Genomic DNA, 25,125 nt, shown 5'->3' with positions numbered 1-25,125 from the left:
TCACTCCGCTGCCGTCAATCGATCGGACCCGCTCATCACCCGCCGGTAGGCGGCGAGCACCGCGTCGCGCTGAGCCTCGACCGTGAAATCGGCTGAGCGCAGCTGCGCCCGTCGGCCAAGGTCGGCCCTGAGCCCTTCATCCTCCGTCAGCCGGTTGACGGCTTCGGCAAAGGCGGCGGGATCACCGGGGTCGGCGAAAAGGGCGACGCCCTCCCAGAGCTCGCGATAGGTTTCGATGTCGGCGAGGACCAGTGCGGCGCCTGCACGCGCGGCTTCCAGCGCCACCAGGCCGAAGGGTTCATAGACCGATGGAGAGACGACGATCCCGGCCTTCGACATCAGCCTCATCGTCCGGTCGTGGCTGAGTTCACCTTCGTGATCGGCATGCATGATCGCCAGGTGCTGCCCGTTCGGGCCTTCGCAGGCGCCGGCCATCACGACCGGCCAGCCTATGTCGGCGGCGGCCCTGTCGAGCACGGCGCCGTTCTTGCCTTCGTCCCACCAGCGACCGGCGGCAAAGACGAAGTTTTCCTTGGTGCTGACGGAGCATGCATTCCGGCTCGCATTGTAGACGACTGCGAGATCGGGGATTGCGCCGTAAGTGCGCGTCAGGGTCGCGGCATGGCTTCGGCTCGGCGCGAGCACCAGGTCGGCGCGGTCGAATCCCAGCCGGTTCAATCGCTTCTGCCAGGCCCAGGCTTCCGGCAAACCGGACCCGCGCACCGCAGCGAACCAGGAGGCGACGCAGGAATGCGACATGGTGACGAGCGGTATTTCCGCCGTTATTCGCGCCGCCTGGGACGGCAGGTTGAGATGGAGGAGATCGACGGAATGCCTGAGCGCAAGTTCGGACAGGAGGTGCGGGACGCGGTCGAGTTCGCTCTCGTCTTCGACCATCCAGTCGAGCGGCTGAGCCGGCCATTCGAGCCGGCCTATGCTGTTTGCCTCGCGCCGTTGCTCCGGGGAAGGTTGCGGGCCGAGGCCGACGATCAGCGGCTCCACGCCGCAATCGCGCATGGCCGCAGCGAGATCCATCGCATAGCGCCAGACGCCGCCCACGGCATCGACGGTCATCAACACCCGCCGCGGCAGTGGGCCCGGGGCCCTGCGGCGGCCGTCAAATCGAGCGGCGGAAACGGCGGGAAGGCTCATGCGGTGACCCTCCGCGGTTGGCGCCGGATCCTGCTGACCGCACCCCGATCGTCGTGAAGCCAGGCGTACAGGTCGCGCAAGCCTTCGCGCCAGGGCATTGCGGCCTTCCAGCCAAGCGCATCGGCGATCGCGCGCGTATCGGCGACGAAGTACAATTGGTCGCCTGCGCGCCAATCGCTTTTTGCCTTCGAGAGCACGCGGCCGGTCAAAAGCTCGATCTCGCGCAGCACGTCCATAATGCTGACGGCATTGGCGGGTCCGCCTCCCAGATTGAAAGCGCGCCCCTTCAGGCGGTCGATCGATTTCAGGAGCGCCCTATAGGCCGCGACCGCATCGGTGACATGGAGAATGTCGCGGACCTGCTTGCCGTCGCCATAGATCGAAACAGGCTCGCCGGCGAGGGCGCGAATGAGGAAATGGGCGACCCAGCCCTGGTCCTCGGTGCCGAACTGCCTCGGCCCATAGACGCAGCTCATCCGGAGCACGGCCGTCGGCAAGCCAAAGGAGCGGGCATAATCCAGCACATACTGGTCGGCGACACCCTTCGAGCAGCCGTAGGGCGTACAGAAATCCAGCGGTTGGGCCTCACCGACGCCATGCTCGCGTGTCGCCTCGTCGGCCGGCATGTAACGGCCCCGCATGTCCTGCATCGCCATGTGCCCGAGGGCGCCATAGACCTTGTTGGTGCTGGCGAAGATGACGGGCGCACGGCGGCCGGCCAGGCGTGCGGCTTCGAGCACGTTGAGCGTGCCGCGGGCATTCGTCTCGAAATCGTCCGTCGGCTGCTCGAGGCTGGTGGTTACCGCCGTCTGGGCCGCAAAGTGAAACACAGCCCTGGCTTCTCTGAAGGCAGGTTCGATCGCGCCGAGGTCGCGGATATCCGCGATCAATGCCTCGACGGCACGGCCGTGGCCGTCCACCAGCCATTCGAGGTTTCGCTCGACGCCCGGACGGCTGAGATTGTCGAGAACGATCACGTGCTCGCCGTCGCGCAGAAAGCTGTCGGCCAGATTGCTGCCGAGAAAGCCGCTGCCGCCAACGACCAGGATCGGCGCCGTCTTGCCGGAAAGAGCGGGCGCCGCCAGATGCCGGTCCGTGCCGACCGTCCGGCCGCTCATAGGACCAGCCCCCGTGCTTCCAGATGGCGTTTCATCTCGGCGCCGCGGTCGATCGCGCCGGCGCTGCGGACCCATTGGGCGAAGTCCGCAAGCGAGTCCTCGAGCCGGTGGGCCGGTTCGAAGCCGAGAAGGTCGCGTGCCTTCGCGATATCGGCAAAGCAATTGCGGATATCGCCTGAGCGGGCCTTGTTCATGATCTCCGGCTCGATCTCCGGTACACCCATCGCTTCGGCAAGCAACGAGGCGATGTCCGCAATGGCGTAGGCGTTGCCGCTGCCTATATTGATGACGTGGCCGGCGGCGTGCGGCTGTTCGAGCGCCAGCCGGAAGGCACGCGCCACATCGCGGACATGCACGAAGTCGCGTTTCTGCCGGCCGTCCTCGAAAACCATCGGCGATTGCCCGTTGGCAAGGCGGGAGGCGAAATTGGCAAGCACGCCCGTATAAGGGTTGGAAAGCGCCTGGCCGGCGCCGTAGACGTTGAAGAGCCGCAGCGCCACCGCGTCCGTCCCATAGGTTTCCCCGAATATAAGGACCTGACGCTCCTGTGCATATTTGGTGAGCGCGTAGATGGAAGCGAGGTCGACCGGCTTGTTCTCGTCGGTGGCGATCGGCCTCAGGCGTTCGCCGTCAGGACCGGACGGGTTCCAGGCGCCGGCTTTGATCTCGGCGGGGGATCGCCGGATATGCGCACGACGCTCGCCGGCCGTCGTCTCGTACAAGCCTTCGCCGTAAACACTCATGGAAGAGGCAACGACGATCCGCCGGATCGGCATGCCGATCATCGCCTCGAGCAAAACGGCGGTGCCCAGGTCGTTGACGCCGACATAGCGGGAAATCTCGTACATCGATTGGCCGACGCCGACTTCCGCGGCGAGATGAATGACGTGATCGACGTCCTTCAGCGCGCTTTTCACCGCGTCTGCGTCGCATATGTCGGCGCGCCGCATGTCTACTTCCGGTGGCAGCGTGACCTGCGCATCCGCATGGACCTGATCGTTCAACGCATCGAGGACGCGCAGGTCGTAGTTCCTTGAAAGAAGCTCTTCGACAACATGCCGCCCTATGAAGCCGCAGCCGCCGGTAACAAGTACTTTTGTCATAATGCACCTGATGATGACCAATCAGAGATAGAGACAAACCTCCAACAAACGTGCGTCGCAAATGTTCCTTCTTCTTTGACTTCTTCTTCTTTGATGTTCTTCTTTGATCCCCCGGGGGCGTCGCCCCGTGCCAAGGTACAAACCTCTCTTTCGCGGGAGTGTTCCACGCGAACTGCGGGCATCAGGAACAAAAGCTGCAACATCAAGTTAAGGGCGGGAGGCTCTTGAACATTGCTCGGAGCTTTCTTTGGCCGGGGCAGGGGCGGGTCCGGCGGACCTCGCGACACCCTTTTCGGGCTGCCGGACAGGTCGCCACCGAGGGAAGGAGCTGACATGAACATCAGCATATCTCAGCGGACGGACACGATGTCCGCCGCTATCGTCACCGGGCCGGGCGCGGTGCGCATAGAGACGTTGCCGTTGCCGCAACCGGGTCGCGGCCAGGTGCGGATAAGGCTCGAAGGCTGCGGCGTCTGCGCCTCAAATCTCGTTCCCTGGGCGGGTCCGGAATGGATGCAGTTTCCGACGGAACCCGGCGCGCTCGGACACGAGGGCTGGGGCATTGTCGACGCGGTCGGCGAGGGCGTGCAGGGTTTCGCGCCGGGCGATCGCGTGGCGGCACTTTCCTACCATGCCTATGCCACGCACGACATCGCCGATCAGAGCGCGATCGCGCCCTTGCCGGCGTCTCTTGCAGATCAGCCCTTTCCCGGCGAACCGCTCGGCTGTGCCTTCAACATCTTCCGGCGCAGCGCGATCAGTCCGGGAGAGACTGTGGCGATCGTCGGTATCGGCTTTCTCGGGATTCTTCTGACCGAACTCGCAAGCGCTGCCGGCGCGCGGGTGATAGCGATATCGCGCAGGCCGTCTTCGCTCGCCGCGGCCCAGCAGGCCGGTGCGAGCGAAGTGATTCCCATGGACGATCACTGGCGGATCATCGAAGAGGTAAAGCAACTGACCGACGGGCGTTTCTGCGATTGCGTCATCGAGGCGGTCGGCAAGCAATGGCCGCTCGATCTTGCCGGCGAACTGACGAAGGAGCGCGGCAGGCTCGTCGTCGCAGGCTACCACCAGGACGGCCCCCGACAGGTGAACATGCAGCTCTGGAACTGGCGCGGCCTGGACGTGATCAATGCGCATGAACGCGATCCTGCCGTTTATATGCGCGGCATGAACGAGGCGATCGAAGCGACGGCAGCGGGTGGTTTTTCTCCCTCGCGGCTCTACACCCATCGGTTTCCCCTCGAAGAACTCGGCGCCGCGCTCGACATGACGCGCGACCGGCCGGAAGGTTTCATCAAAGCGCTGGTGATCTGCCATGAGTGACGCAATGCAGCTTTCAACGAGCCCGAAGGCCGTCATCCGCCCCCGCGTCGGCTTTCTCGGCGTCGGAAGAATCGGCTTCCACCGGATGAAGGCGGTGGTCGAGACCGGATCCGTCGAAACCGTCGCGATCTTCGATCCTTCGCCGGAAATGGCGGCGGCGGCCCGCGAGCTGACCCCCGAGGCCTCCGTCGTGAACTCGCTCGAGGCACTGCTCGACCAGGAGCTCGACGGCATCGTGATCGCCTCGCCGAGCGCGCTCCACGCCGCCCAATCGATCGTGGCACTGGAGCAGGGCGTGGCGGTTTTCTGCCAGAAGCCGCTCGGCCGCACGCGCGACGAGACCGCGGCGGTGGTCGAAACCGCCCGGCATGTCGACAGGCTTTTGAGCGTCGATCTCTCCTATCGCTACACCGACGGCATGCGGCAAATTCGCGACCTGATCGCGTCGGGCGAACTCGGCACCGTGTTCGCCGTGGACCTCACCTTCCACAATGCCTACGGGCCGAGCAAGCCGTGGTTCTACGACAAGGCGCTTTCCGGCGGCGGCTGCGTCATAGATCTCGGCGTGCACCTGGTCGACCTCCTTCTCTGGGTCCTCGGGTTCCCGGACGTCGCCCGCGTGGAAAGCAGGCTCTTCGCCAAAGGTCTGCCCATCCGCCGCGACGGCGACGAGGTCGAGGATTACGCCGTCGCTACGGTCGAACTGGCGAACGGCGCTCTCGCCAGGATGGCATGCTCATGGCATTTGCAGGCCGGATGCGATGCGGTGATCAGCGCCGACTTCTATGGCACCGAAGGCGGCGCCAGCCTGAGAAACGTCAACGGGTCTTATCTGGACTTCACGGCCGAACGTTATCGCGGCACGCAGCGCGAGGTGCTTGCGGTTCCCCCCGACGCCTGGGGCGGACGCGCGGCGGCCGGTTGGGCCGAGAGGCTGGCCGCAGGCGCGCGCTTCGATCCCGACAGCGAATATCTGGTCACAGTGGCGGATGTGCTGGACAGGATTTACGGGCGGTAGGGCGGCGTGCCGTCCGCTGCGGCTCCTATCCTAATCCTCGATCCGGCGCCGAAGGAACCTCGCATAGCGCGCGGCTGCGGCCTCCAGCCGGGGGACTTCCTCGGGGGCGGCCACGGACTTTGCCGACATCCACAGGCCCAGCTGGAAGGCGAGATAGGAGAGTTCGAAGAGCTCCAGCAGCCCGGCATCCGGAATGCGCGAGCAGCCTTCGGATACGGCCGCGCGCAGCGCCGCCCGCTCCTCGCCCGTGAGGTCGAATTCTATGCTCGCGCCCGCAATGTCCCAGCCGATGTCCTGACAGCCGACGAGGTCATGGGCGCTGCTGTGGTCGAACGCATCGGTCTTGAGAATGTGTCGCTCTCCTTCGACCAGCCATTCCCACCGGTGAAGCCGGTTGTCCGTATCGACCGGCACGATCGTCGAATCGTATCGTTCCGGATCGCCGAGGCGGCTCTTCAGCCGCGACGCTGCCGCTCTGCCCAATGCCTCTTCGGTGTTGATCACTGCCATCTCGCAGAGTTTGGCCATGGATGCCCCTTGCGCCGCAGGCGGCGGCAGGCTGTGCGCCCGGAAGGACAGGTAGCGGCCGAGATGGGCGATGAAGGCCGGCCGGCGGAATTCCGGCGGCGCCATCGGCTTCGCCGAAACCCATTTCTGAACCAGAAAGCCATGGCACAATCCGGCGACCGGTGGCGTGAAGCCTGCCTCGGCAAGAAGACGCGCCTTGACGAGCTTGCGCTGCCCGGTTTCGCCGAGTCCCGCAAACTTGACGAGCCACGGACCGTCGGCGGTGTGCGCCAGGAATTTCCGGCGTTCGAACCTGCCGTCTGCGGGAGGCCAGCGATCGCCGGGAAGCATCTTGCGCCATAAGCCGGCTGAGACGTCTTCGAGCGGCTTCTCGAGCGGGCCGACGAGATGGGCGACCCAATCGGCGAGGTGGCGCGCAGAATGCGACGGCTTGATCAGGAGATCGTCCACGTCGATGACATGGCGCGGCCTTTCCGCCCAGCGCTGGCGATGACGGCCGCAGGATTGCGGCCCAAGTCCTCCCTTGTGGCCGGGGAAGAAGTGAATGCGGTTGGCGCTGACGCCGTGATCCTCCAGCCAATCCGCGACGCATCCGAACGAGCTGCCGGAAAGGCCGGGTCCTTCGTCCACGATCGCGAAATCCGCCGCCCGGTCGCGCAGCAGCCGTTCCGCAAGTTGCGGCGCGACTGCAAGCCGCCTTCGGAACGGATCGCCGATCGGCCGCAGTGTGACCGGAGGCGCGGCACCGAGGGAGGCCGCGACAAGTGCCGAGAGCGTGGTGCCGATGCTGCGCAGGCCGATCACCACCGTGTCGGCAGGAAGCCCGGAACCTGCCGCGGCCTCGAGATAGCTCTCCGGGTAAAGAGCATAGAAGGCATAGCCTTCCGGCTCGCGAATGCTGAGGGAAAGCGGTGCCTGGCTTTCCGCCAGCGACCTTGCGACACGGGCCGGCACGACCACCGGGCCGGCGAAGCCCTGGCGCCAGGACCGGGCGACGAGCCCGGCAAGGTCGAGGAGGAGGCACTCGCCGGTCTGGCGCGATGCGGAGATGTCGTCGGCTCCCATCCGCACCAGCTCCAGGTCGGCAAGCCCCTGCACCAGTTCCCCGGCCCTGAGCAGGATGGCGACGAGCTCGGTGTGGCGGGCGATGCCCGGCGGCTGGTGTTGGGCCCTATGCAGGCGCGAGGCGATCTCGGCGCATAGCGTGTCGGCGCGCTCCAGGCGCTTTGCGTCACCGTATACGAGCATGAAGTCTCGCTCACTTTCCTGTCCGCCCCTTCAACGCGCTGCGGCTGAATTCGATCCGCGATGCGCGAGAAACGGGAGAAAGAAGAAGGAACCAATCGGTTGCGCGCGGGTTTGGCAAGCATTGTAGATACTGCGCAGGAGTAGTGGTGAGATGCGATCGAACTCCATTCGGGTCGGGCTGGTCGGTGTCGGCAATTGCGCGTCCTCCCTCGTCCAAGGGCTGACATTCTATCGCGACGCGAAGGAGGACGAGCCGGTTCCGGGGCTGATGCATACCAGTCTCGGCGGATACCACGTCGGTGATATCGAGCTCTCAGCGGCTTTCGACGTCGCCGCTTCGAAGGTCGGGCGCGATGTCGCGGAGGCCATCTACGCCGCTCCCAACAACACGTTCCGCTTTGCGGAGGTTCCCGCCACCGGCGTGCTCGTCGAGCGCGGCAGAACGCTCGACGGCATCGGCCGCTATCTGCGCGAGGAGATCGAGGAATCCGATGCGCCCGCCGCCGACGTCGCGGAGGTCCTGCGGCGGACCGAGACGGACGTGCTCGTCTCCTATCTTCCGGTCGGTTCCGAAGTCGCCACGCGCTGGTACGCGGAGCAGGCGCTTGCCGCCGGCTGCGGTTTCGTCAACTGCATTCCCGTTTTCATCGCCTCGGACAAGGCGTGGCAGCGCAAATTCGCCGAGCGCGGCCTGCCGCTCATCGGCGACGACATAAAGAGCCAGGTCGGCGCGACCATCGTGCACCGGTTGCTTGCCAACCTCTTTCGCGACCGGGGGGTGCGCATAGATCGGACCTACCAGCTCAATTTCGGCGGCAATACCGACTTTCTCAACATGCTCGAGCGGGAACGGCTCGAATCGAAGAAGATTTCCAAGACCCAATCGGTCGTCAGCCAGATGGATATTCCGCTTGCGGCCGGCGACATCCACGTGGGCCCAAGCGATCACGTCCCTTGGCTTGCCGACCGCAAGTTCGCCTATATTCGCGTCGAGGGCACGACATTCGGCAACGTTCCCCTCAACGTGGAACTGAAGCTCGAAGTCTGGGACTCGCCGAATTCCGCAGGAGTCGTCATCGATGCGGTTCGCTGCGCCAAACTCGCAATCGACCGCGGCATCGCCGGTCCGCTGATTGCCCCTTCGAGCTACTTCATGAAGTCGCCGCCGCAGCAGTTCACCGATGCCGAAGCGCGCAGACGCCTCGAGGAATTCATCGCCGGCGATACCGACGCACTCCTGGGGGCCGCCGAGTGACGACCACTTTCCTTCTGGTGCGGCATGCCGCCCATGACAGGGTCGGCTGCTTTCTTGCCGGGCGGACCGGCGACGTGCCGCTCGGCACCGCGGGCCGCGAGCAGGCCCAGCGGCTCGCGGCGCGTCTGGCCGGCGAAGGCATAAGCTCGATCTACGCGAGCCCGCGCAAGCGCACGCAGGAAACGGCCGCGGCGATCGCCGCGGCGTCGGAAGTTGCGGAAGTCGTGACCACGGAAGCGCTCGATGAGGTGGATTTCGGCGACTGGTCGGGCAAGACTTTCGACGTCCTCGATGCCGACCCGCTCTGGCGGCGATGGAACGCGATGCGAAGCCTCGTGCGTGCTCCCGGCGGGGAGACGATGCTGGACGTGCAATGCCGGGCGGTGGGACTTGTGGCGGCGCTTGCGCAGCGCCACGGCCAGGAGAAGGTCGCCCTGGTCAGCCACGCGGACGTCATCAAAACCCTGGTCTGTCATGTCCTAGGACTTTCCGCCGACGCCTGGCCGCGCTTCGAAATCGCCCCTGCCTCCATCTCGGTGCTGGTGATGGGCGATTGGGGCGCGAAAATCCTGACATTGAACGAAAACGTGTCGTAGCCGGCCGGCCGCGTCTGCCGGTGCCGCAAATGCGGGAGGCCGGCCGGCGTTTCCGGCAATTCGGAGGTACTCATGATCGAAGCCGCCATGATCTGGAACGAGCCGAACAACAAGTCGCATTGGGATCCGGAGATCGATCCGGACTGGAGCCGCTTTGCCCATATGGCGAAGCTGGCCGCGGCTGCGATCCGGGAGGTCAATCCCAGGCTCACACGCGTGCTCGGCGGAATTTCGCCGATCGATCCGAACTTCCTCGCTCTGATGAAATCGGAGGGCGTGCTCGACCATGTCGACGCCGTCGCGGCCCATGGTTTCCCGCTCGACTGGAACCTCTGGCAGATCCATGAATGGCCGCAGAAGCTCGATGAACTGAAGAGCGTCACCGAACTGCCGGTCTGGGTAAGCGAGGTCGGCGTCTCCACCTTCGGCGCCGAGGAAGTGCAGCTCTGGGGACTGAAGCGAACCGCCGAACTCCTGAAGGGCCGGGCGGATCGCATTCAATGGTACAGCCTTTACGACCTGCCGCGGGCCTGGCCGGCGACGACGCGGCATCGGGAGGCCGAGGGTTCGTCCTACTACCGGCATTTCTACATGGGTCTTCTGCGCGAGGACGGAACGCCGAAACTGGCGTTCGAGGAGTTTGCCCGCCACACGCCGGAGATCGGGCTCGTACAATGGTTCCATTTCGAGGACCCGCGCCTCGACGATGCCGTCGCCTGGATGAAGCGCCTAGGCGTCACATATCTGCGCACCGGGCTCTCCTGGGCCGACCGCTTCCGGCCGAATGCGCTCGACTGGTTCGATCGCCAGATGGAGGCGCTCGAGGATTTCGACGTCACCGTCACCTACTGCTTCACGCCCGAGCACCGGGGGCTCGCTCCGCACCACACGAGCGCGCCCCTCGTACCGGAGGAGTTTGCCGAATTCTGTGCCGAAATGACGGCGCGCTATGCGCCCGCCCCGTCGTCCTTCGAGCCCTTGCGCCAAGGCGTCGCGATGGCATCGGCGAGCTTGCCGATCCAGCCGCGTGAATAGGTCACGCCCTGGTAGAGAGCGAGCATCGCCGCCGCCCAGCGGAGATAGGCGGCCGGCATGTTCAGGGTTCTGGCAAGCCAGAAGACACGGTGGCTGTTTGCGCTGATCGCGCTGCGCAGCCAGTAAATCAGCATCCGCCGTGCAGGCAAGCCCCTCCACTTCGGCGCAACGCGTTTCCTCGGTCGAATGCCGGAACGCGGCCAGGCCAGCCGGAAGGCCAGCCCCTCCCGTCTTTGCCTGAAACCGGCAGCCTGCGTCTCCACGACGAAGGCACTGTCGACCGCGCTCAGGTCGAGCCTTCCCGCGTCGATCGCCTCGGCCACGAGCGTCTGCAGCAGGGGCGAGCGAACGACGACCACATTCGTTCCGCGGCCGTCGGACGAATAGGGTTCGACCCAGGCGTCGCCGAAGGAGATGTCGGCCGTTTCTGCAACCACGTCATCGCAGAAATTGCAGGCGGAATTCTGGAAGAACCCGGCTCCCCAGTCGCCGTCGACCAGATGCCACCAATCCTTGCTTCTCGTGCTTCCGTCCCTGAGCCGCAGATGGGCCGTGTACCAGTTTGCCGGTCTTGCGGAATCCTTCAGGCGGTAGTCCACGCCCGCTACGGCGTTCATTTCCGTGGCCATCTGCCAGGCGAAACTTTCCACGAAGCGGGTGCTCTTCATGTGTCCGCAGAACAGGCCGAGGGTGAAGGCAAGGCGCTCCTCGAGCACCGGGTCGTTGAGGCAGAGGAGATGGATCGCCTTGATGAAACAGGGTATCCCGACGACTGCGTAGCGGCCGGGATGCCGCTTCATTTCGGCGATGACGCCGGAGAGCTCCACCGGATAATAGCGCGACTTGGCGCCCTTGCGCAGGTCATCCGCGGACCGCGAGACCTGATACCGGAACAGACGTTCGCCGGCGCCCGAACGGGGAACCACATGCGCAACCGCGTCGACCAGGTTCCTCTTGAGAAGCTCCGCGGCCGTCCAACTGGCCATGCCGCCGGAGCTGCCATCCGCTCGAAAGCTGCCCTCGCTGACATGGCCGACATAGGCTGCCTCGAAGCGGCCGATCCGCGGGTCGTAAAATCGCGCCGATCCGAAGCGTGCCTCGGCGATCTGGTCTTCGCTTCGGGCGTGGGGCGAAAAGGGGCACAGCTCGGCGAACCCGTCGGGGCGATGTGTAGCGGCCGGTTTGAGCTGGCCATAGCGGTCGAGACGCATCGCGGCGCTGCCGCCCGATTGCGCCATGCACGTGCCGCAACCGATGCAGAGCCCGGATTTCGCCATCTGCCCCGGCGAGAGCGAGGCGCTGGCCAAGGCGGGTGCGGGTCGCTCAGGCGAGGACATCTGTCAGATAGGTCCGTGATTGCCGGCGGAGTTCGGCGAGCCTTCTCGCGATAGCCGGGCTCGGGGATTGCGCGAGAAGTGTTTCGTAGTCGGCTTGCGGCGTCTCCTGCGATACCACGTGCCGTTCCGCGCCGGCGGTGCGCGCGAGATCGGCGATCTTGTTGGAACGATAGTCGGAAAGGACCGTGACGAATGGCTTGGCGTTGAGGAGGGAGAAGATGCAGCCGTGAAAGAAATTCGTCGCGACGGCCTCGGCACCCTCCATGCAGGCGGCGAACTCGTAGGGCCCGGCATCGAGCCACTGCTCGTCCGCCCATTCGTTACGATAGCCTATGCTGACGAGAGGCAGCGAGCGCGTCGTCGCCCAATGGCGGATCGTGTGCTGAAACCAAGACGGGAACGAATGTCCGTAGACGGCTATGTAGGGGCGTGAAGCCAGAGCGTTCGGGCCGAAGGAAATCGTCTCGGGGAACTGCAGGCACGGGTCGAGAACGAGCGTCGCCTCGCGTCCCACATCCTTTTCGATGATCGCCCTCGAATTGTCGTCGCGGACGGAAATTCCATCGAATTTGCGCAGCCTTTCAGCCCAGTATGGTTCGAGGCCATCGGCCGCGGGGTGGTTTCCGAACGTCGCCGCGTAGGAAACGGTTCTCTTGGCGGAGAGACCCTCCCCGTAGAAAAGCGAGCAACCGCCGTACCAGGGGTGCCGCAAGTTCCAAACCTCATCGCTGCCCACGACGACGATATCGCATTCTTCGGCGCCGGCCGGACCGTCCAGTGCGAAGGGGGCACTCATCGGTACCGAAGCCAGGGCGCTCTGAAATTTTCTGATCTTGGAAGCGTAGAGCGGAATGTCGGCGCGCGGGGTCCTCTCCGGCAGAAGCGGCTGCATCGCGCAGCGCCACTCGGCCCGGGTGACGCGGGCGGAATGATGATCGAGGACAATGGGGTCGGTGCCGAGCGAACGAAGACCGTGGACAAGAGATCGCGCCTGCCAGAACGATCCATAATTGATGCAGCGGTGGAAGGTCAAAACGCCGAGTTTCGCCAACGGCCTCTATCTCCTGATCGTGGAAGCAGATCGCCGGGTTCAACCGGTTTCAATCGAAGATGGTTCCTTTCGCGCCCTCATATTCGCGCGCAAGCTCCTCGATCGCCGCCGATGCCTCCTCGAACGTCCAACCGGCCGCCTCGGCCCGTTGGGCGAGCGCCAGCAGATCGTCGGTCAACTCCCCGCCCATCGCCGCCACGATGCTTTCCTGGGATGTCGCCGCCAGGTCCGAAACGGCCGGCCGCAGAGCGGCGATGCAGTCCATCCGGCGACCGGAATAGTCGGAAGCGCGTTGCGGACGGGAAATGGCTTGTGACTCCTCCATCTTGGACTCCTTTTGTTGTCAGTCGTCAAATGACGGGCCCGGCCGATTGTTCCTGCGGCAAATGGGCGTGGTTCTAATCGCCCGACCGGACCTTCTGGTCCTCGAGCCGATTGAGGACCTCTTCCGGCGTGATCTCCTCGGTGAGTTCACGGATGTCCTCTTCACCGTCCACCTTCACGCCCAGCCGGCCGGCTATCTCACGAAGAAGCGCGAGCAGTTGCGTCGCCTCCTGCTCGGCAAGGAGCGAAATCTGCAGATTGAGGTCGGAGCGCTCGTCGTCCTTCTCGGCCATTCGGTTCTGGCTGATCAGAACGAAAGTGGAAATGAAGATCGCCTCCACCGAAGCAACCATGGCGAGAACGGCGAAGGTCGGGTCGAACACCGGTATGCCGGGGACCAGACCGAGGTTCAGAGCGATCCAGGCGCCGAACGCCAGGACGTGCAAGCCGACGAAAGTCATGGAGCCTGCGAAGTTCGTGATCGCCTGGGCGACCCTGTCGTGCGCCCTCCGCCCGCGTTCGTCTTCCTCGCGCCGCTTCAGAATGGCGTTTATGTTGCGCTCGAGCCTCGGCATGGTTCGAGCGGCGGACGATCTTTCCTCGGTTCTGTTCCTTCTCGATCCCATTCGAACACTCGCGACACCTTGTGGGCCGCCTTGTTGCCGGCGGCTACGGCAAACACGTCAGGCACCGCAAAGTTCCGCGCGAGAAGGACGAGGCGGAAGCTCCCAGGTCAGCGGCCGGGGCCGAGGCTCACCCGGTACGGCCGTGCCACGGGTCAGGCCCCGGGTCGCGTCCCGCGGCAACTTCCGAAAGCCGATCGAGATAGTGGGCCCAACCTTCGGCATGACCGGCACATTGCTCGGCATTGGGCAGGCCCGAATGGGTCAGTCGCACCAGCGTTCCATCCGGCTGCTCGATCAGGTCGATCTCGACCAGGCTCGAGCCCGGCGGCACGACATCGCTGTCGTCCCAGCCGAAGCTGTAAGCCAGGCGGTGCACCGGCACCACCTCGCGAAAGGAGCCGCGGGCGAAGCGGGCCCCGGTAACATTGACGAGATAAAGCCCCTCGGGCTTCGGCTCGACATCAGCCTCCGTTCCCATCCAGCGCAGGATCTTCTCCGGGTCGGTGAGTAGGGCGAACACTGCCGCTGGCGGTGCCGAGACATGCGTTTCGCGGCGGACGACGAGAGCTTCTTGCATCGCACTCCCCTTCGGTTGCCGTCGAGCGCCGGCGAGAAAGAAGGCCGCGCGCCGGATCCGGACGGGAACGATCATATCCCGAGGGGAGCGCCCGCGCCACTGCCTGCGGAGCCGGGGCGATTTTCGGATCAGTGCCGCGAGGCCAGATCGGTTCACACATTTCCTGCAACTGCTCTATGATCAACGCATGGACCTGCCCGCACCCCTCGCATGGCTTCTGGATGAGGCCGGTACCTCGTCCGGCCCCGATCCCTTCCTGGCAGAGCTCGGAACCCGGCTCCGCGCAGACGGCCTTCCGCTGGCCGGCGGTGCCCTGACGCTGGCGGTGCCGCATCCGATCATCGCGCGGCGCACCTGGCTTTGGCGGGCGGAGGACGGCGCGGTCATCGAGGCGCTCGGCTTTGCCGAAGGGCCGGTCGACCACGCCGGTCGCGACTGGCTGGCGGGGTTCGGTCCGGTGCAGGAGGACGTGGTCGGCCAGACGGAAGAGAAGGTGGTGCTGGGCTGGGCCGGGACGAGGCAGTTCGATCCGGCCGAGGTCGCGCGGTTGCGCCAGGCCGCCCGCTTCGCGGCGGCGCCCTTGGCCGTCCTGGCGGAGCGGGCGACGCGCGCGGCGCTGCTCGAGGCCTATCTGGGCCGCCGCAGTGCTGCCCGTGTGCAGGCCGGGGCGCTGAGCCGCGGCACCGGAGAGAGCATCCGTGCGGCGCTGCTCTATGCCGACCTGCGCAACTTCACCGGCCTTTCCGAGGAACATGAGCCGGCCCGCGTGATCGCGGCGCTCAACGACTGGTTCGACCGGCTTGCCGGAGCGATACACGCCTTCGGCGGCGAGGTGCTCAAGTTCATCGGCGACGGGGTGCTGGCGATCTTCCCGGTCAACGCTTTGCCGGCGGAGGCCTGCGACCGGGCCCTGCGCGCGGTCGTTGCCGCCCGCGCGGGCATGGCGCATCTCGAGGCTCTGCGCCACGAACAGGAACTGCCGCCGTTGCGCTTTGGGGCGGCGCTGCATCTTGGCGAGATACTGTGGGGCAATGTCGGATCGATCGATCGGCTGGACTTCACCGCCATCGGTCCGGCCGTCAATCTGGTGAGCCGGCTGGAGGGCCTGTGCCGGCCGCTCGGGCGATCCGTGCTGATTTCCGGCGCACTTGCCGCCGAGACGCGAACCCCGCTGGTGCCGCTGGGCGAACACGCGCTGCGCGGCATCGCGGCGCCCTGCGCCGTCTTTACCCTGCCGGAGACCTGAAAGATTATCGGTAAAACGGCCTGAAATCCGCGAAACATGCGGGCAAGCCCGTTGATCCCATCGTCGCGGAGAAGTATTTCTTTTGTCGACAAGAAGGAGACCGCATGACCAACAAGGATACGGACACCAATTCAGCTCCCGAACGCAAGCGCGGTTCCGGCGTGAAGATGGTCTATGACCTCTTGCGGGACGAAATCCTCGATCTGGTTCTGCCGCCGGGCTGTCCGATCGACGAGGTGCAGCTTGCCGAACGGTTCAAGATGTCGCGCACGCCGATCCGCGAAGCGCTGGTGCGGCTGGCGGGAGAGGGGCTGATCGCTACGCTGCCCAACAGATCGACGATGGTGTCGAATATCGATTTCCTGAACCTGCACACTTTCTTCGACGCGCTGGTGCTGATGTATCGCGTCACGACGCGCCTGGCGGCCGAACATCACCGCCCGGAGGATCTCGAGGTGATCCGCGCCCGTCAGGCGGAATTCGCCGCAGCGGTCCAGGCGCAGGATGCGCTGGCGATGATCGCCACCAATGCCGCCTTCCATTCGGCCATCGCCGAGGCAGGCCGCAATCCCTATTTCATCGGCCTGTTCAACCGGCTTCTCGACGAAGGCCGGCGGATCCTCCGGCTCTATTATCAGTCCTATGACGACCGGCTGCCGCAGCGCTTCGTCGACGAGCACGAGGACATGATCGCCGTTATCGCCGCACGTGATGTCGAGGCGGCCGATCGGCTGGCCCGCACACATGCCGAGCAGATCGTCCAGCAAATTCAAAAGCTTTTCGCCCGCAATGACCGACTTGAAATTGCCCTGTGAGCCGAGCACGATTTCTGTCGACAAATAAAATACAAATGGTATTTTCATATCGAAGCACAGGCAATCGCCGCGATGGCGTCCTGTCTCTGCCATCCGTCAGGCCAATAGGAGTTTGAAATGAAGGCCAAGATTTTTTCGGGCGTGATCCCCGCCCTGATGACCCCTTGCAGGGAAGACCGCTCGCCCGACTTCGATGCCCTCGTCCGCAAGGGCAAGGCGTTGATTGCCGACGGCATGTCGGCGGTCGTCTATTGCGGTTCGATGGGCGACTGGCCGCTTCTGACCGATGCGCAGCGCATGGAAGGCGTGGAGCGCCTGGTCAAGGCGGGCGTCCCCGTGATCGTCGGCACCGGTGCCGTCAACACCGCCTCGGCCGTCGCGCATGCGGCGCATGCCCAGAAGGTCGGAGCGCAGGGCCTGATGGTAATCCCGCGGGTGCTGTCGCGCGGTCCCTCGATCGTGGCGCAGAAGGCGCATTTCAAGGCGATCCTGGCTGCCGCCCCGGACCTGCCGTCCGTGATCTACAACAGCCCCTATTACGGGTTCGCCACTCGCGCCGACCTCTTCTTCGCGCTGCGCGCGGAGCATCCGAACCTCGTCGGCTTCAAGGAATTCGGCGGCAATGCCGATATGCGCTACGCGGCCGAGCACATCACCAGCCGTGACGACGGCGTCTCGCTGATGATCGGCGTCGATACGGCCGTCTTCCACGGCTTCGTGAACTGCGGCGCGACCGGCGCCATCACCGGTATCGGCAACGTGCTGCCGAAGGAAGTGATCCACCTCTGCAACCTGTCCCAGGCCGCTGCTGCCGGCGATGTCGATGCACGCCAGCGTGCACAGGAACTGGAGCAGGCGCTTGCCGTGCTTTCCTCCTTCGATGAAGGGCCGGACCTCGTCCTCTATTTCAAGCACATGATGGTGCTGAAGGGAGACAAGGAATACACGCTCCACTTCAACGAGACCGACGCGCTGACCGAAAGCCAGCGCGGCTATGTCGAGGCGCAGTTCAAGCTCTTCAACACCTGGTATGCCGAGTGGAGCAAGCTCCCGGGCGCCGTCGAAAAGTACAAGGCCTGATCGGGCCGGAGACGGAGGAGGCTCTCCATCGGGAGGGCCTCTTTCTTTTACCGCACGGCGGCAGGGGGGCCGAGCGCCACCCAAAAGAGAAGAACTGCCAGCAGAACCCATATTGAAACGACTGCCACCAGCCCGGCCCGGCTCACCGGCTGCGCGGTGTGTTTCATTGCGGTGGCGCGCAGATCCGCAAGGACATCGACCGGGATGAGCTTCAGCACGACGATGATGCCGACGGGAACGATGATGAGGTCGTCGAGATAGCCGAGGACCGGGATGAAGTCGGGTATCAGGTCGATCGGCGACAATGCATAGGCCGCGACCGCGCCTGCCGCCAGCTTCGCATACCAGGGCACACGACGGTCGCGCGCCGCGAGCCACAGGACGACGACGTCTCGCTTGATGCCCCTTGCCCATCGGCGTACTCGTTCCAGCCACGTCATGTCTGAATTCCCCGAGATCCCTCCGGTGCCCGCATTCCTCCTGTGCCCGAATCCCTCCTATGCTTGCCACAGGAGGGTGGAAGAGTGCCCGCCGGGATCACGCCACGGCGTCGAGTCCGAGCGCAAGCAGCCGGTCGAGCTGCTCGATCTCGGCCGCGCTCAGCGTGATGCCCTCGGCCTCCGACTTCGCTCGGGCGGCAAAGCGGCGCTGCGAAGGCAGGCGGGCGCCCTGGCCGACGATCGCTTCGAACAGCAGCTCGGCCCGGGCGAAGGGGTCGCCTGGACGGCCGGCGGCGAAAGCCTCCGGGGAGAAGGCGACGATGAGTTCGCCATGGAAGGGTGCGAGCGTCGTGGTGCCGAGATAGTCGAGCACTTCGGGGCTGGTCAGGTCGCCGATCATGATGCCCGCCAGCAGTTCGATCATCGTGCCGATGGCCGAGCCCTTGTGTCCGCCGAAGGGCAGCATGGCGCCCGCGAGCGCAGCCTCCGGGTCGGTCGTCGGATTGCCTTGCGCATCGATGGCCCAGCCTTCGGGCAGCGGTTTACCCGCCCTGCGGTGCAACTCGATCTCGCCCCGGGCCGCGACCGAAGTCGCGAAGTCGAAGACGTAGGGCGGCTTGCCCGCGCGCGGCCAGCCGAAGGCGAAGGGGTTGGTGCCGAGCAACGGCTTGTTGCCGCCGGTCGGCGCGACCGTGGCATAGCTCGGGCACATGACCAGCCCGGCAAGCCCTTCTCCCGTGAGCGCCTCCGCTTCCGGCCAGAGCGCCGAAAAATGCGTGCAGTCGTTGATGGCGAGTGCGGCGATGCCGTGCTTGCGGGCACGCTCGGCAAGCACCGGCAGACCGAGTTCGAAGGCGGGATTGGCAAAACCGCCCCTGGCATTCACCTTGACGATCGCCGAGGCTTCCTGCGCGACGATTTCCGGCTCGGCGTCCGGCTTGACCTTGCCGGCCTTGACCGTGCGCAGCGCGCCCTCGATCCGGTAGATGCCGTGCGACTTGCAGGCATCGCGTTCGCCGGCGACGATCACCCGGGCGAGAGCGCCCGCCTGGACCACGTTAAGGCCGCCCTTGCGGAAGATCGCCTCGACGCGCTCCTGAAGCGCGGTGGTCGTCAGGGTGGTTGTCTCGCTCATGTCGTCTCTCTCATGCTAGGCCTGATTCAGGGGCAGGCGGTTGATGTTCTGCATACATAGAGTATACAAACCCCCGGCAAGTGCAATTCGTCTGTTCGCCGGAAGGTAACGGTTCCGCAACGGGCGAGGAGAGTGTATGCGAATTTCCGCCGGCAATCCCGTTTCGTTGCGGGAATCGACGCGTTTTATGATCTTGTGCCGAATCGACCAGGGTCATTGTGATCCAGAGAAAGGAAAGTCAGATGATTTTCACCCCCAAAGGAAAACACCTCGTCGCGGGCGAATGGCTCGATGGGGCAGGCACCTTCGCCTCGGCTCCGGCGCATGGCCCGGCGCATGATTTTGCCGTCGGCACCGTAGAGCTGGTGAACCGGGCCTGCGAGGCGGCCGAGGAAGCCTTCTGGACCTATGGCTATTCCTCGCGCAAGGAGCGCGCCGCCTTCCTGCGCGCCATCGCCGACGAGATCGAGGCCCGGGCGGAGGCGATTACCGAGATCGGCAGCCAGGAAACCGGCCTGCCCGAGGCGCGGCTCAACGGCGAACGCGGCCGCACGACCGGCCAGCTCAGGCTCTTTGCCGATCATATCGAAAAGGGTGATTATCTCGACCGGCGCGTCGATGCGGCGCTGCCCGAGCGTCAGCCGGCGCCCCGTCAGGAGATACGGCTGGTTCAGCGCCCCGTCGGTCCGGTCGCCGTCTTCGGCGCCTCGAATTTCCCGCTCGCCTTTTCGACCGCCGGCGGCGATACGGCCGCGGCGCTCGCGGCGGGCTGCCCCGTAGTGGTAAAGGGCCATTCGGCGCATCCCGGCACCGGCGAGATCGTCGCCGAGGCCATCGACGCAGCGATCCGCAAGACGGGTGTTCACCCCGGCGTATTCTCGCTGATCCAGGGCGGCAGCCGCGACGTCGGTCATGCGCTGGTGCAGCATCCCAACATCAAGGCCGTCGGCTTCACCGGGTCGCTTGCCGGCGGACGTGCCCTGTTCGATCTTTGCGCAGCACGCCCCGAACCGATCCCGTTCTTCGGCGAACTCGGCTCGGTCAACCCGATGTTCCTGCTGCCGGAAGCGTTGAAGGCACGGGCGGAAACGCTTGGGCAGGGATGGGCCGGTTCGCTCACCATGGGCGCCGGGCAGTTCTGCACCAATCCCGGCATCGCCGTCGTCACCGAAGGTGCGGATGCCGACCGCTTCACCACCGCCGCCGTCGAGGCGCTTGCCAAGGTGGCACCGCAAACCATGCTGACGGACGGTATCGCCAAGGCCTATCGCGACGGTCAGGCGCGCTTTGCGACGCGCAACGCCGTGAAACCGCTGCTTGCGACCGAGTCGTCCGGCCGTGACGCATCGCCCAATCTCTTCGAAACGACGGGCGCGCAATTCCTGGCCGACCATGCGCTCGGCGAAGAGGTATTCGGCCCGCTTGGTCTCGTGGTTCGGGTGGGATCGGCGGCCGAAATGGAAGAGCTCGCGCGCGGCTTCCAGGGCCAGCTGACCGCAACCATCCATATGGATGCGGGCGACCTGGAGACGGCGCGCCGTCTGCGTCCGGTGCTCGAGCGCAAGGCGGGCCGGGTGCTGGTCAACGGCTTCCCGACCGGGGTTGAAGTCGTCGATTCGATGGTGCATGGCGGCCCCTATCCGGCCTCGACCAATTTCGGCGCAACCAGCGTCGGCACCATGTCGATTCGACGTTTCCTGCGTCCCGTGGCTTACCAGAACATGCCGGAAGAGCTGCTGCCCGAGGACTTCCTCGGCTGATCCAGTCCGTCGACCGCGCAATGAAAGGGGCTTTTCCACAAGGGAAAGCCCCTTTTCATTGCGAAAAGGCGTCCTGTTATATACGTTTTGTATACTAATTGTATTTTTAAATTGATTTGTGCTCTCCGACGCGGAATAGTGCGCGCGCCGTCACACCGATCGGCCAACTCAAGGGAGAGAACAAGAATGAAGACCTCGGTCCTCGCCTTCGGCCTCGTTGCCGCCACCGCTCTGACGAGCCCCGCCCATGCCGACAAGCTGGACGACATCATCGCTTCGGGAACGCTGCGCTGCGCCGTGGTGCTCGACTTCCCGCCGATGGGCTCGCGCGACGAGAACAACGAACCGATCGGCTTCGACGTGGATTACTGCAACGATCTGGCCAAGGCGCTCGGCGTCACCGCCGAGATCGTCGAGACGCCGTTTCCCGAGCGCATCCCGGCGCTGATGTCCGGCCGTGTCGATGTGGGTGTCGCCTCCACCTCCGATACGCTCGAGCGCGCCAAGACCGTCGGGATGACGGTGCCCTACTTTGCCTTCGAAATGGCGGTAACCGCCAACGAGAAGTCCGGCATCAACTCCTTCGAAGACATGAAGGGCAAGGTGGTGGGCGCCACCGCCGGCACCTATGAGGCAATCGCACTCGAAAACCAGGTCAAGGCCTGGGGCGAGGGCGAGTTCCGCCCCTACCAGACGCAGGCCGACGTCTTCCTGGCGCTGAGCCAGGGCCAGCTCGACGCCACCGTCTCTACCTCGACGGTCGCGCAGTCCAACGTCAAGGGCGGCAAGTTCCCCGGCATCTCCGTGGTCGACAAGGCGCCCTTCGACATCGACTACGTGGCCCTCTTCACCAACCGCGAGGAATACGGCTTCCTCAACTACCTCAACCTGTTCGTCAATCAGCAGGTCCGCACCGGCCGCTATGCCGAACTCTACGAGAAGTGGGTCGGTGGCGAGGCTCCGTCCCTGTCGGTGAACGGCGTTTACCGCTGATCCGAGGATCTGACGGTGCGGGGCAACCCGCGCCGTCGCTGCATTCCGAGGGGTGAGACGGGAATGTTCAACTACACCTTCCACTGGAATCAGGCGCTGAGGGCGCTGCCGCAGATGCTGGATGGCGCGGTGGTCACGCTGCAGGTCGCGGTGCTTTCGATGGTCATCGGCGTCGCCTGCGCGATCGCGCTCACCGTGTTCCGCCTGTCCGGCAGCCGTATCCTTGGCGGCATCGCCACGACCTGGGTCGAGGTCGCGCGAAACACGCCGGCGCTGTTCCAGATCTACATGGCCCATTTCGGCCTCGGCAATTTCGGGATCCACCTGAGCCCCTATACGGCGCTTCTGGTCGGGATTGCCTTCAACAATGCGGGCTATCTTGCCGAGAATTTTCGCGGCGCGCTCAAGGCCATTCCGGATACGCAGGCGCGGGCGGGCCGGTCGCTCGGCATGACCTCGCTGCAGGCGTTCCGGCTGATCGTTCTGCCGCAGATGCTGCGCGTGGCCTTCCTGCCCGCGACCAACCAGATGGTCTGGGCGATCCTGATGACGTCGCTTGGCGTCACCGTCGGCATGAACACCGACCTGGCCGGCATCACGCAGGAGCTGAATGCCCGCTCCTTCCGCACATTCGAATTCTTCGCGCTCGCTGCGGTGATCTACTACCTGATCGCCAAGGCGGTCACGCTTGCAGCCCGGGCCTTCGCCTGGCGCATGTTCCGCTACTGAGAGGGGTGAGAGATGTTTGATACTGCCCTCACCTGGAACGATCTCGCCTTTCTTGCGCAAGGCGCCGGAATGACGCTGGCGGTCACCGCCGTCGCCGTCACCGCCGGCACCGTTCTCGGCATCCTCTTCGGAGTGATCCGGTTCCAGATCGGACCCTATTGGTCGGCACCGCTGACCTTGCTGCTCGACGTGTTCCGCTCGGTACCGCTCCTGATCCAGCTCGTGCTCGGCAATGCCTTCCAGTCGATCGCCAAGCTCGGCTGGGGCCCATTCACCACCTCCGGCGTGGTGCTTTCGCTCTACACGGCGGCGTTCTGCGCGGAGATCGTGCGCGGCGGAATCTCGTCGGTGCCGGTGACGACCCGCCGTGCGGCGCGCTCCCTCGGCATGACCTGGTGGCAGGACATGCGCTACATCGTGGCGCCGCTGGCCACCCGGGTCTCACTTCCGTCGTGGATAGGCCTGACGCTCGGCGTGATGAAGGACTCCGCACTGGTGCTCTGGCTCGGCCTGGTCGAGCTCTTGCGTGCCTCGCAGATACTGGTCACGCGTCTGCAGGAGCCGCTCTTCATTCTGCTGATCTGCGGCGCCATCTACTTCCTCCTCAGCTTCCCCGTCGCCCGGCTTGGCGGGTATCTCGAAAAACGGTGGTCCCCCAATGATTGAGATCGAAAACGTCCGCAAATCCTTCAGCTCGCTGGAGGTTCTCAAGGGCATCGACCTGACCGTCGAAAAGGGCGAGGTGGTCACCATCATCGGCGGCTCCGGCTCCGGCAAGTCGACGTTGCTCACCTGCATCAACGGGCTCGAGCCGATCGACTCCGGCCGGATCGTGATCGACGGGACCGATGTCCATGCCAAGGGCACCGATCTCAACAGGCTACGCCGCAAGGTCGGGATCGTTTTCCAGCAATGGAACGCCTTCCCGCATCTGACCGTGCTGGAAAACGTCATGCTCGCCCCGCGCAAGGTGCTCGGCCTCTCGAAGGAGAAGGCCGAGGAGATCGCGGTGAAGCAGTTGACCCACGTCGGTCTCGGCGAGAAGCTCAAGGTCTATCCGAACCGCATGTCGGGCGGCCAGCAGCAGCGCATGGCGATCGCCCGGGCGCTTGCCATGTCGCCGGAATATATGCTGTTCGACGAGGTGACTTCGGCGCTCGATCCGATGCTGGTCGGCGAGGTGCTCGACACGCTGAAGATGCTGGCGGAAGAGGGAATGACGATGATCTGCGTTACCCACGAAATGACCTTTGCCCGCGACGTGTCGGATCGCGTGGCCTTCTTCCATCAGGGGATCATGGCCGAGATCGGCTCGCCCGATCAGATTTTCGCCTCGCCGCAGAACCCCGAGACGCAGAAGTTCCTGGCGAGCGTACGATAAATGGCCGAATCGGACGTCATCGTGATCGGCGCGGGGGTCGTCGGCCTATCGGCTGCGATTGCCGCCGTGGCCAGCGGCCTGTCGATCACCGTTCTGGACCGCGAGGGGCCGGCGGCCGGCGCTTCCGCCGGCAATGCCGGGGCATTCGCCTTCACCGATATCCTTCCGCTTGCCTCGCCCGGCATCCTGAAAAAGGCGCCGAAATGGCTCCTGGATCCGCTCGGACCGCTTACCGTGCCGCCCGCCTATGCGCTGAAGATCGCGCCATGGATGTTCCGCTTCTGGCGCGCTTGTCAGCCGGGTCGCGTGGCGCATTCGACCGCGGCCCAGACCGCGCTGATGGACCTGTCGAAAGCGGAACTCGAGCCGTTCCTCGAAGCAACCGGCACGGCGCCCATGCTGCGCAAGGAAGGCAACATCCAGGTCTATGAGGGAGAGGCGGAATTCAAGGCGTCGCTTGCCGGCTGGAAGGCGCGCGCGGATCACGGGATCGAGTTCCGCCATCTCGATGCCGCAGGCATTGCCGAGATCCAGCCGGGCCTGGCGGCGCGCTTCACCCACGCCACCTTCACGCCCGGCTGGTACTCGATCGCCGATCCGAAGCTCTATACGCTTGCCCTTGCCGACCATTTCCGCACGATCGGCGGGGTGATCGAGCGCGCGGAGGTCATTGCACTGAAGCCCGTCGATGGGGCGGTTGAAGTCCTGAGCGCCGATGGGAGGGCCCGGCGGGCGGCACAGGTGGTTCTCTCGGCAGGCGCTTTCTCGCACCGGGTTGCGCGCACGCTCGGCGAAAACATTCCGCTCGAAACCGAGCGCGGCTACAATACGACGCTTCCCGCAGACGCGTTCGACCTGCGCACGCAGATCACCTTCGGCGGCCATGGCTTCGTCGTGACACGGCTGTCGACCGGTATCCGGGTCGGCGGCGCGGTCGAACTCGGCGGGCTCGACCTGCCGCCGAACTTCCGCCGCTCGGAAGCGATGCTGAAGAAGGCGCAGGCCTTCCTGCCCGGCTTGAAACCGGAAGGCGGGGTGCAGTGGATGGGCTTCCGGCCGTCGCTGCCCGACAGCCTGCCGGCCATCGGCCGCGCCGGCGCGACGCCGCGGGTGATCTTCGCCTTCGGTCACGGCCATCTCGGGCTCACCCAATCGGCGGGGACCGCCAGGATCGTCGCCGATCTCTTGACGGGCCGGACTCCGGCCATCGACATTGCACCCTTTTCGCCGCAAAGATTCTGACAGAGGTTCG

Annotated in this window: 25 protein-coding genes; 14 read left to right on the top strand and 11 right to left on the bottom strand. The window is 65.0% G+C overall.

The genetic code is table 11. From position 1 onward, the window contains the following. Genes ACTJKL_RS23345 through ACTJKL_RS23335 form a run of 3 tightly spaced genes read right to left on the bottom strand, consistent with a single transcriptional unit; the run spans window position 1 to window position 3,373 of the window. Window positions 1-1,152 carry a glycosyltransferase family 4 protein gene (locus tag ACTJKL_RS23345; RefSeq protein ID WP_440853922.1) on the bottom strand — a complete coding sequence of 384 codons (1,152 nt, stop codon included), beginning with the start codon at window positions 1,150-1,152 and terminating at the stop codon, window positions 1-3. Then, window positions 1,149-2,270, bottom strand: coding sequence for an NAD-dependent epimerase/dehydratase family protein (locus ACTJKL_RS23340; RefSeq protein WP_440853921.1), 1,122 nt, complete (start codon window positions 2,268-2,270; stop codon window positions 1,149-1,151). The genes ACTJKL_RS23345 and ACTJKL_RS23340 overlap by 4 nt, the downstream gene beginning before the upstream one ends. After that, window positions 2,267-3,373: an NAD-dependent epimerase/dehydratase family protein gene (locus tag ACTJKL_RS23335; RefSeq protein WP_440853920.1), complete on the bottom strand. Its 1,107-nt coding sequence runs from the start codon at window positions 3,371-3,373 to the stop codon at window positions 2,267-2,269. The genes ACTJKL_RS23340 and ACTJKL_RS23335 overlap by 4 nt, the downstream gene beginning before the upstream one ends. A gap of 333 nt (window positions 3,374-3,706) precedes the next feature. Between ACTJKL_RS23335 and ACTJKL_RS23330 the strand changes: the two genes are divergently transcribed. Together ACTJKL_RS23330 and ACTJKL_RS23325 are read left to right on the top strand one after the other, a co-directional pair. After that, a complete protein-coding gene (locus tag ACTJKL_RS23330; RefSeq protein ID WP_440853919.1) occupies window positions 3,707-4,699 on the top strand; it encodes an MDR/zinc-dependent alcohol dehydrogenase-like family protein in 993 nt (330 codons plus the stop codon). Then, window positions 4,692-5,717, top strand: coding sequence for a Gfo/Idh/MocA family protein (locus ACTJKL_RS23325; RefSeq protein WP_440853918.1), 1,026 nt, complete (start codon window positions 4,692-4,694; stop codon window positions 5,715-5,717). Before ACTJKL_RS23330 ends, ACTJKL_RS23325 begins: the two co-directional genes overlap by 8 nt. Before the next feature lie 30 nt (window positions 5,718-5,747). Here ACTJKL_RS23325 and ACTJKL_RS23320 read toward each other — a convergent pair whose 3' ends face one another. Further along, on the bottom strand, window positions 5,748-7,493 hold the full coding sequence (locus ACTJKL_RS23320) for a hypothetical protein (RefSeq protein WP_440853917.1): 1,746 nt from the start codon (window positions 7,491-7,493) through the stop codon (window positions 5,748-5,750). Window positions 7,494-7,644: 151 nt separating this feature from the next. Here ACTJKL_RS23320 and ACTJKL_RS23315 point away from each other — a divergent pair, with 151 nt between their 5' ends. The 3 genes from ACTJKL_RS23315 to ACTJKL_RS23305 all read left to right on the top strand — a co-directional run bounded on the left by ACTJKL_RS23315 (window position 7,645) and on the right by ACTJKL_RS23305 (window position 10,379). Next, window positions 7,645-8,748, top strand: a complete 1,104-nt coding sequence (locus ACTJKL_RS23315; RefSeq protein ID WP_440853916.1) for an inositol-3-phosphate synthase — start codon at window positions 7,645-7,647, stop codon at window positions 8,746-8,748. After that, window positions 8,745-9,344 (top strand): histidine phosphatase family protein, encoded by a 600-nt coding sequence (locus ACTJKL_RS23310; RefSeq protein WP_440853915.1) that lies wholly within the window; start codon window positions 8,745-8,747, stop codon window positions 9,342-9,344. Before ACTJKL_RS23315 ends, ACTJKL_RS23310 begins: the two co-directional genes overlap by 4 nt. A 72-nt stretch (window positions 9,345-9,416) precedes the next feature. Beyond that, window positions 9,417-10,379 (top strand): glycoside hydrolase 5 family protein, encoded by a 963-nt coding sequence (locus ACTJKL_RS23305; RefSeq protein ID WP_338284082.1) that lies wholly within the window; start codon window positions 9,417-9,419, stop codon window positions 10,377-10,379. Here ACTJKL_RS23305 and ACTJKL_RS23300 read toward each other — a convergent pair. From ACTJKL_RS23300 to ACTJKL_RS23280, 5 genes are all read right to left on the bottom strand, one after another. Beyond that, the gene (locus tag ACTJKL_RS23300; RefSeq protein WP_440853914.1) at window positions 10,292-11,716 is read right to left on the bottom strand and encodes a Coenzyme F420 hydrogenase/dehydrogenase, beta subunit C-terminal domain; all 1,425 of its coding nucleotides are present in this window, start codon (window positions 11,714-11,716) and stop codon (window positions 10,292-10,294) included. The two genes, ACTJKL_RS23305 and ACTJKL_RS23300, sit on opposite strands and share 88 nt — an antisense overlap. Continuing rightward, entirely contained in the window at window positions 11,703-12,767 is a 1,065-nt protein-coding gene (locus ACTJKL_RS23295; protein ID WP_440853913.1) for a polysaccharide pyruvyl transferase family protein, read from the bottom strand. The genes ACTJKL_RS23300 and ACTJKL_RS23295 overlap by 14 nt, the downstream gene beginning before the upstream one ends. Window positions 12,768-12,816: 49 nt before the next feature. Next, a complete protein-coding gene (locus ACTJKL_RS23290) occupies window positions 12,817-13,092 on the bottom strand; it encodes a hypothetical protein (RefSeq protein ID WP_440853912.1) in 276 nt (91 codons plus the stop codon). Window positions 13,093-13,165: 73 nt separating this feature from the next. Then, a complete protein-coding gene (locus ACTJKL_RS23285; protein WP_275599690.1) occupies window positions 13,166-13,717 on the bottom strand; it encodes a DUF1003 domain-containing protein in 552 nt (183 codons plus the stop codon). A 127-nt stretch (window positions 13,718-13,844) separates the two neighbouring features. Then, on the bottom strand, window positions 13,845-14,294 hold the full coding sequence (locus ACTJKL_RS23280) for an SRPBCC family protein (protein WP_003528608.1): 450 nt from the start codon (window positions 14,292-14,294) through the stop codon (window positions 13,845-13,847). A gap of 187 nt (window positions 14,295-14,481) precedes the next feature. Between ACTJKL_RS23280 and ACTJKL_RS23275 the strand changes: the two genes are divergently transcribed. The 3 genes from ACTJKL_RS23275 to ACTJKL_RS23265 all read left to right on the top strand — a co-directional run bounded on the left by ACTJKL_RS23275 (window position 14,482) and on the right by ACTJKL_RS23265 (window position 17,435). Further along, window positions 14,482-15,540 carry an adenylate/guanylate cyclase domain-containing protein gene (locus tag ACTJKL_RS23275; RefSeq protein WP_275599691.1) on the top strand — a complete coding sequence of 353 codons (1,059 nt, stop codon included), beginning with the start codon at window positions 14,482-14,484 and terminating at the stop codon, window positions 15,538-15,540. Window positions 15,541-15,644: 104 nt separating this feature from the next. Next, on the top strand, window positions 15,645-16,355 hold the full coding sequence (locus ACTJKL_RS23270) for a GntR family transcriptional regulator (RefSeq protein WP_018098001.1): 711 nt from the start codon (window positions 15,645-15,647) through the stop codon (window positions 16,353-16,355). Between the two features lie 117 nt (window positions 16,356-16,472). Next, the gene (locus tag ACTJKL_RS23265; RefSeq protein ID WP_100672508.1) at window positions 16,473-17,435 is read left to right on the top strand and encodes a dihydrodipicolinate synthase family protein; all 963 of its coding nucleotides are present in this window, start codon (window positions 16,473-16,475) and stop codon (window positions 17,433-17,435) included. A 47-nt stretch (window positions 17,436-17,482) separates the two neighbouring features. Here the strand turns inward: ACTJKL_RS23265 and ACTJKL_RS23260 are convergent, their stop codons facing one another. Beyond that, window positions 17,483-17,875, bottom strand: a complete 393-nt coding sequence (locus ACTJKL_RS23260; RefSeq protein WP_338284076.1) for a YkvA family protein — start codon at window positions 17,873-17,875, stop codon at window positions 17,483-17,485. A 97-nt stretch (window positions 17,876-17,972) separates the two neighbouring features. Then, window positions 17,973-19,010 (bottom strand): Ldh family oxidoreductase, encoded by a 1,038-nt coding sequence (locus tag ACTJKL_RS23255; protein WP_338284075.1) that lies wholly within the window; start codon window positions 19,008-19,010, stop codon window positions 17,973-17,975. A 242-nt stretch (window positions 19,011-19,252) separates the two neighbouring features. Between ACTJKL_RS23255 and ACTJKL_RS23250 the strand changes: the two genes are divergently transcribed. From ACTJKL_RS23250 to ACTJKL_RS23225, 6 genes are all read left to right on the top strand, one after another. Then, window positions 19,253-20,770 (top strand): aldehyde dehydrogenase (NADP(+)), encoded by a 1,518-nt coding sequence (locus ACTJKL_RS23250; RefSeq protein ID WP_440853911.1) that lies wholly within the window; start codon window positions 19,253-19,255, stop codon window positions 20,768-20,770. Window positions 20,771-20,956: 186 nt separating this feature from the next. Continuing rightward, entirely contained in the window at window positions 20,957-21,763 is an 807-nt protein-coding gene (locus ACTJKL_RS23245) for an ABC transporter substrate-binding protein (protein WP_440853910.1), read from the top strand. 63 nt (window positions 21,764-21,826) lie between these two features. Further along, complete coding sequence (locus tag ACTJKL_RS23240) at window positions 21,827-22,492, top strand: amino acid ABC transporter permease (protein ID WP_010975155.1); 666 nt, start codon at window positions 21,827-21,829, stop codon at window positions 22,490-22,492. A gap of 12 nt (window positions 22,493-22,504) precedes the next feature. Next, window positions 22,505-23,158 (top strand): amino acid ABC transporter permease, encoded by a 654-nt coding sequence (locus ACTJKL_RS23235; protein WP_102764124.1) that lies wholly within the window; start codon window positions 22,505-22,507, stop codon window positions 23,156-23,158. Further along, entirely contained in the window at window positions 23,151-23,873 is a 723-nt protein-coding gene (locus ACTJKL_RS23230) for an amino acid ABC transporter ATP-binding protein (RefSeq protein WP_440853909.1), read from the top strand. The genes ACTJKL_RS23235 and ACTJKL_RS23230 overlap by 8 nt, the downstream gene beginning before the upstream one ends. Next, a complete protein-coding gene (locus tag ACTJKL_RS23225) occupies window positions 23,874-25,115 on the top strand; it encodes an NAD(P)/FAD-dependent oxidoreductase (protein WP_440853908.1) in 1,242 nt (413 codons plus the stop codon). Window positions 25,116-25,125 lie beyond the last annotated feature (10 nt).

Origin of the sequence: Sinorhizobium sp. 22678 (genome assembly GCF_052044265.1) — a bacterium.
Lineage (GTDB): Bacteria > Pseudomonadota > Alphaproteobacteria > Rhizobiales > Rhizobiaceae > Sinorhizobium > Sinorhizobium meliloti_A.
The sequence above is the reverse complement of the archived record's forward strand: the minus strand, read 5'-3'. Positions and strand labels throughout refer to the sequence as shown.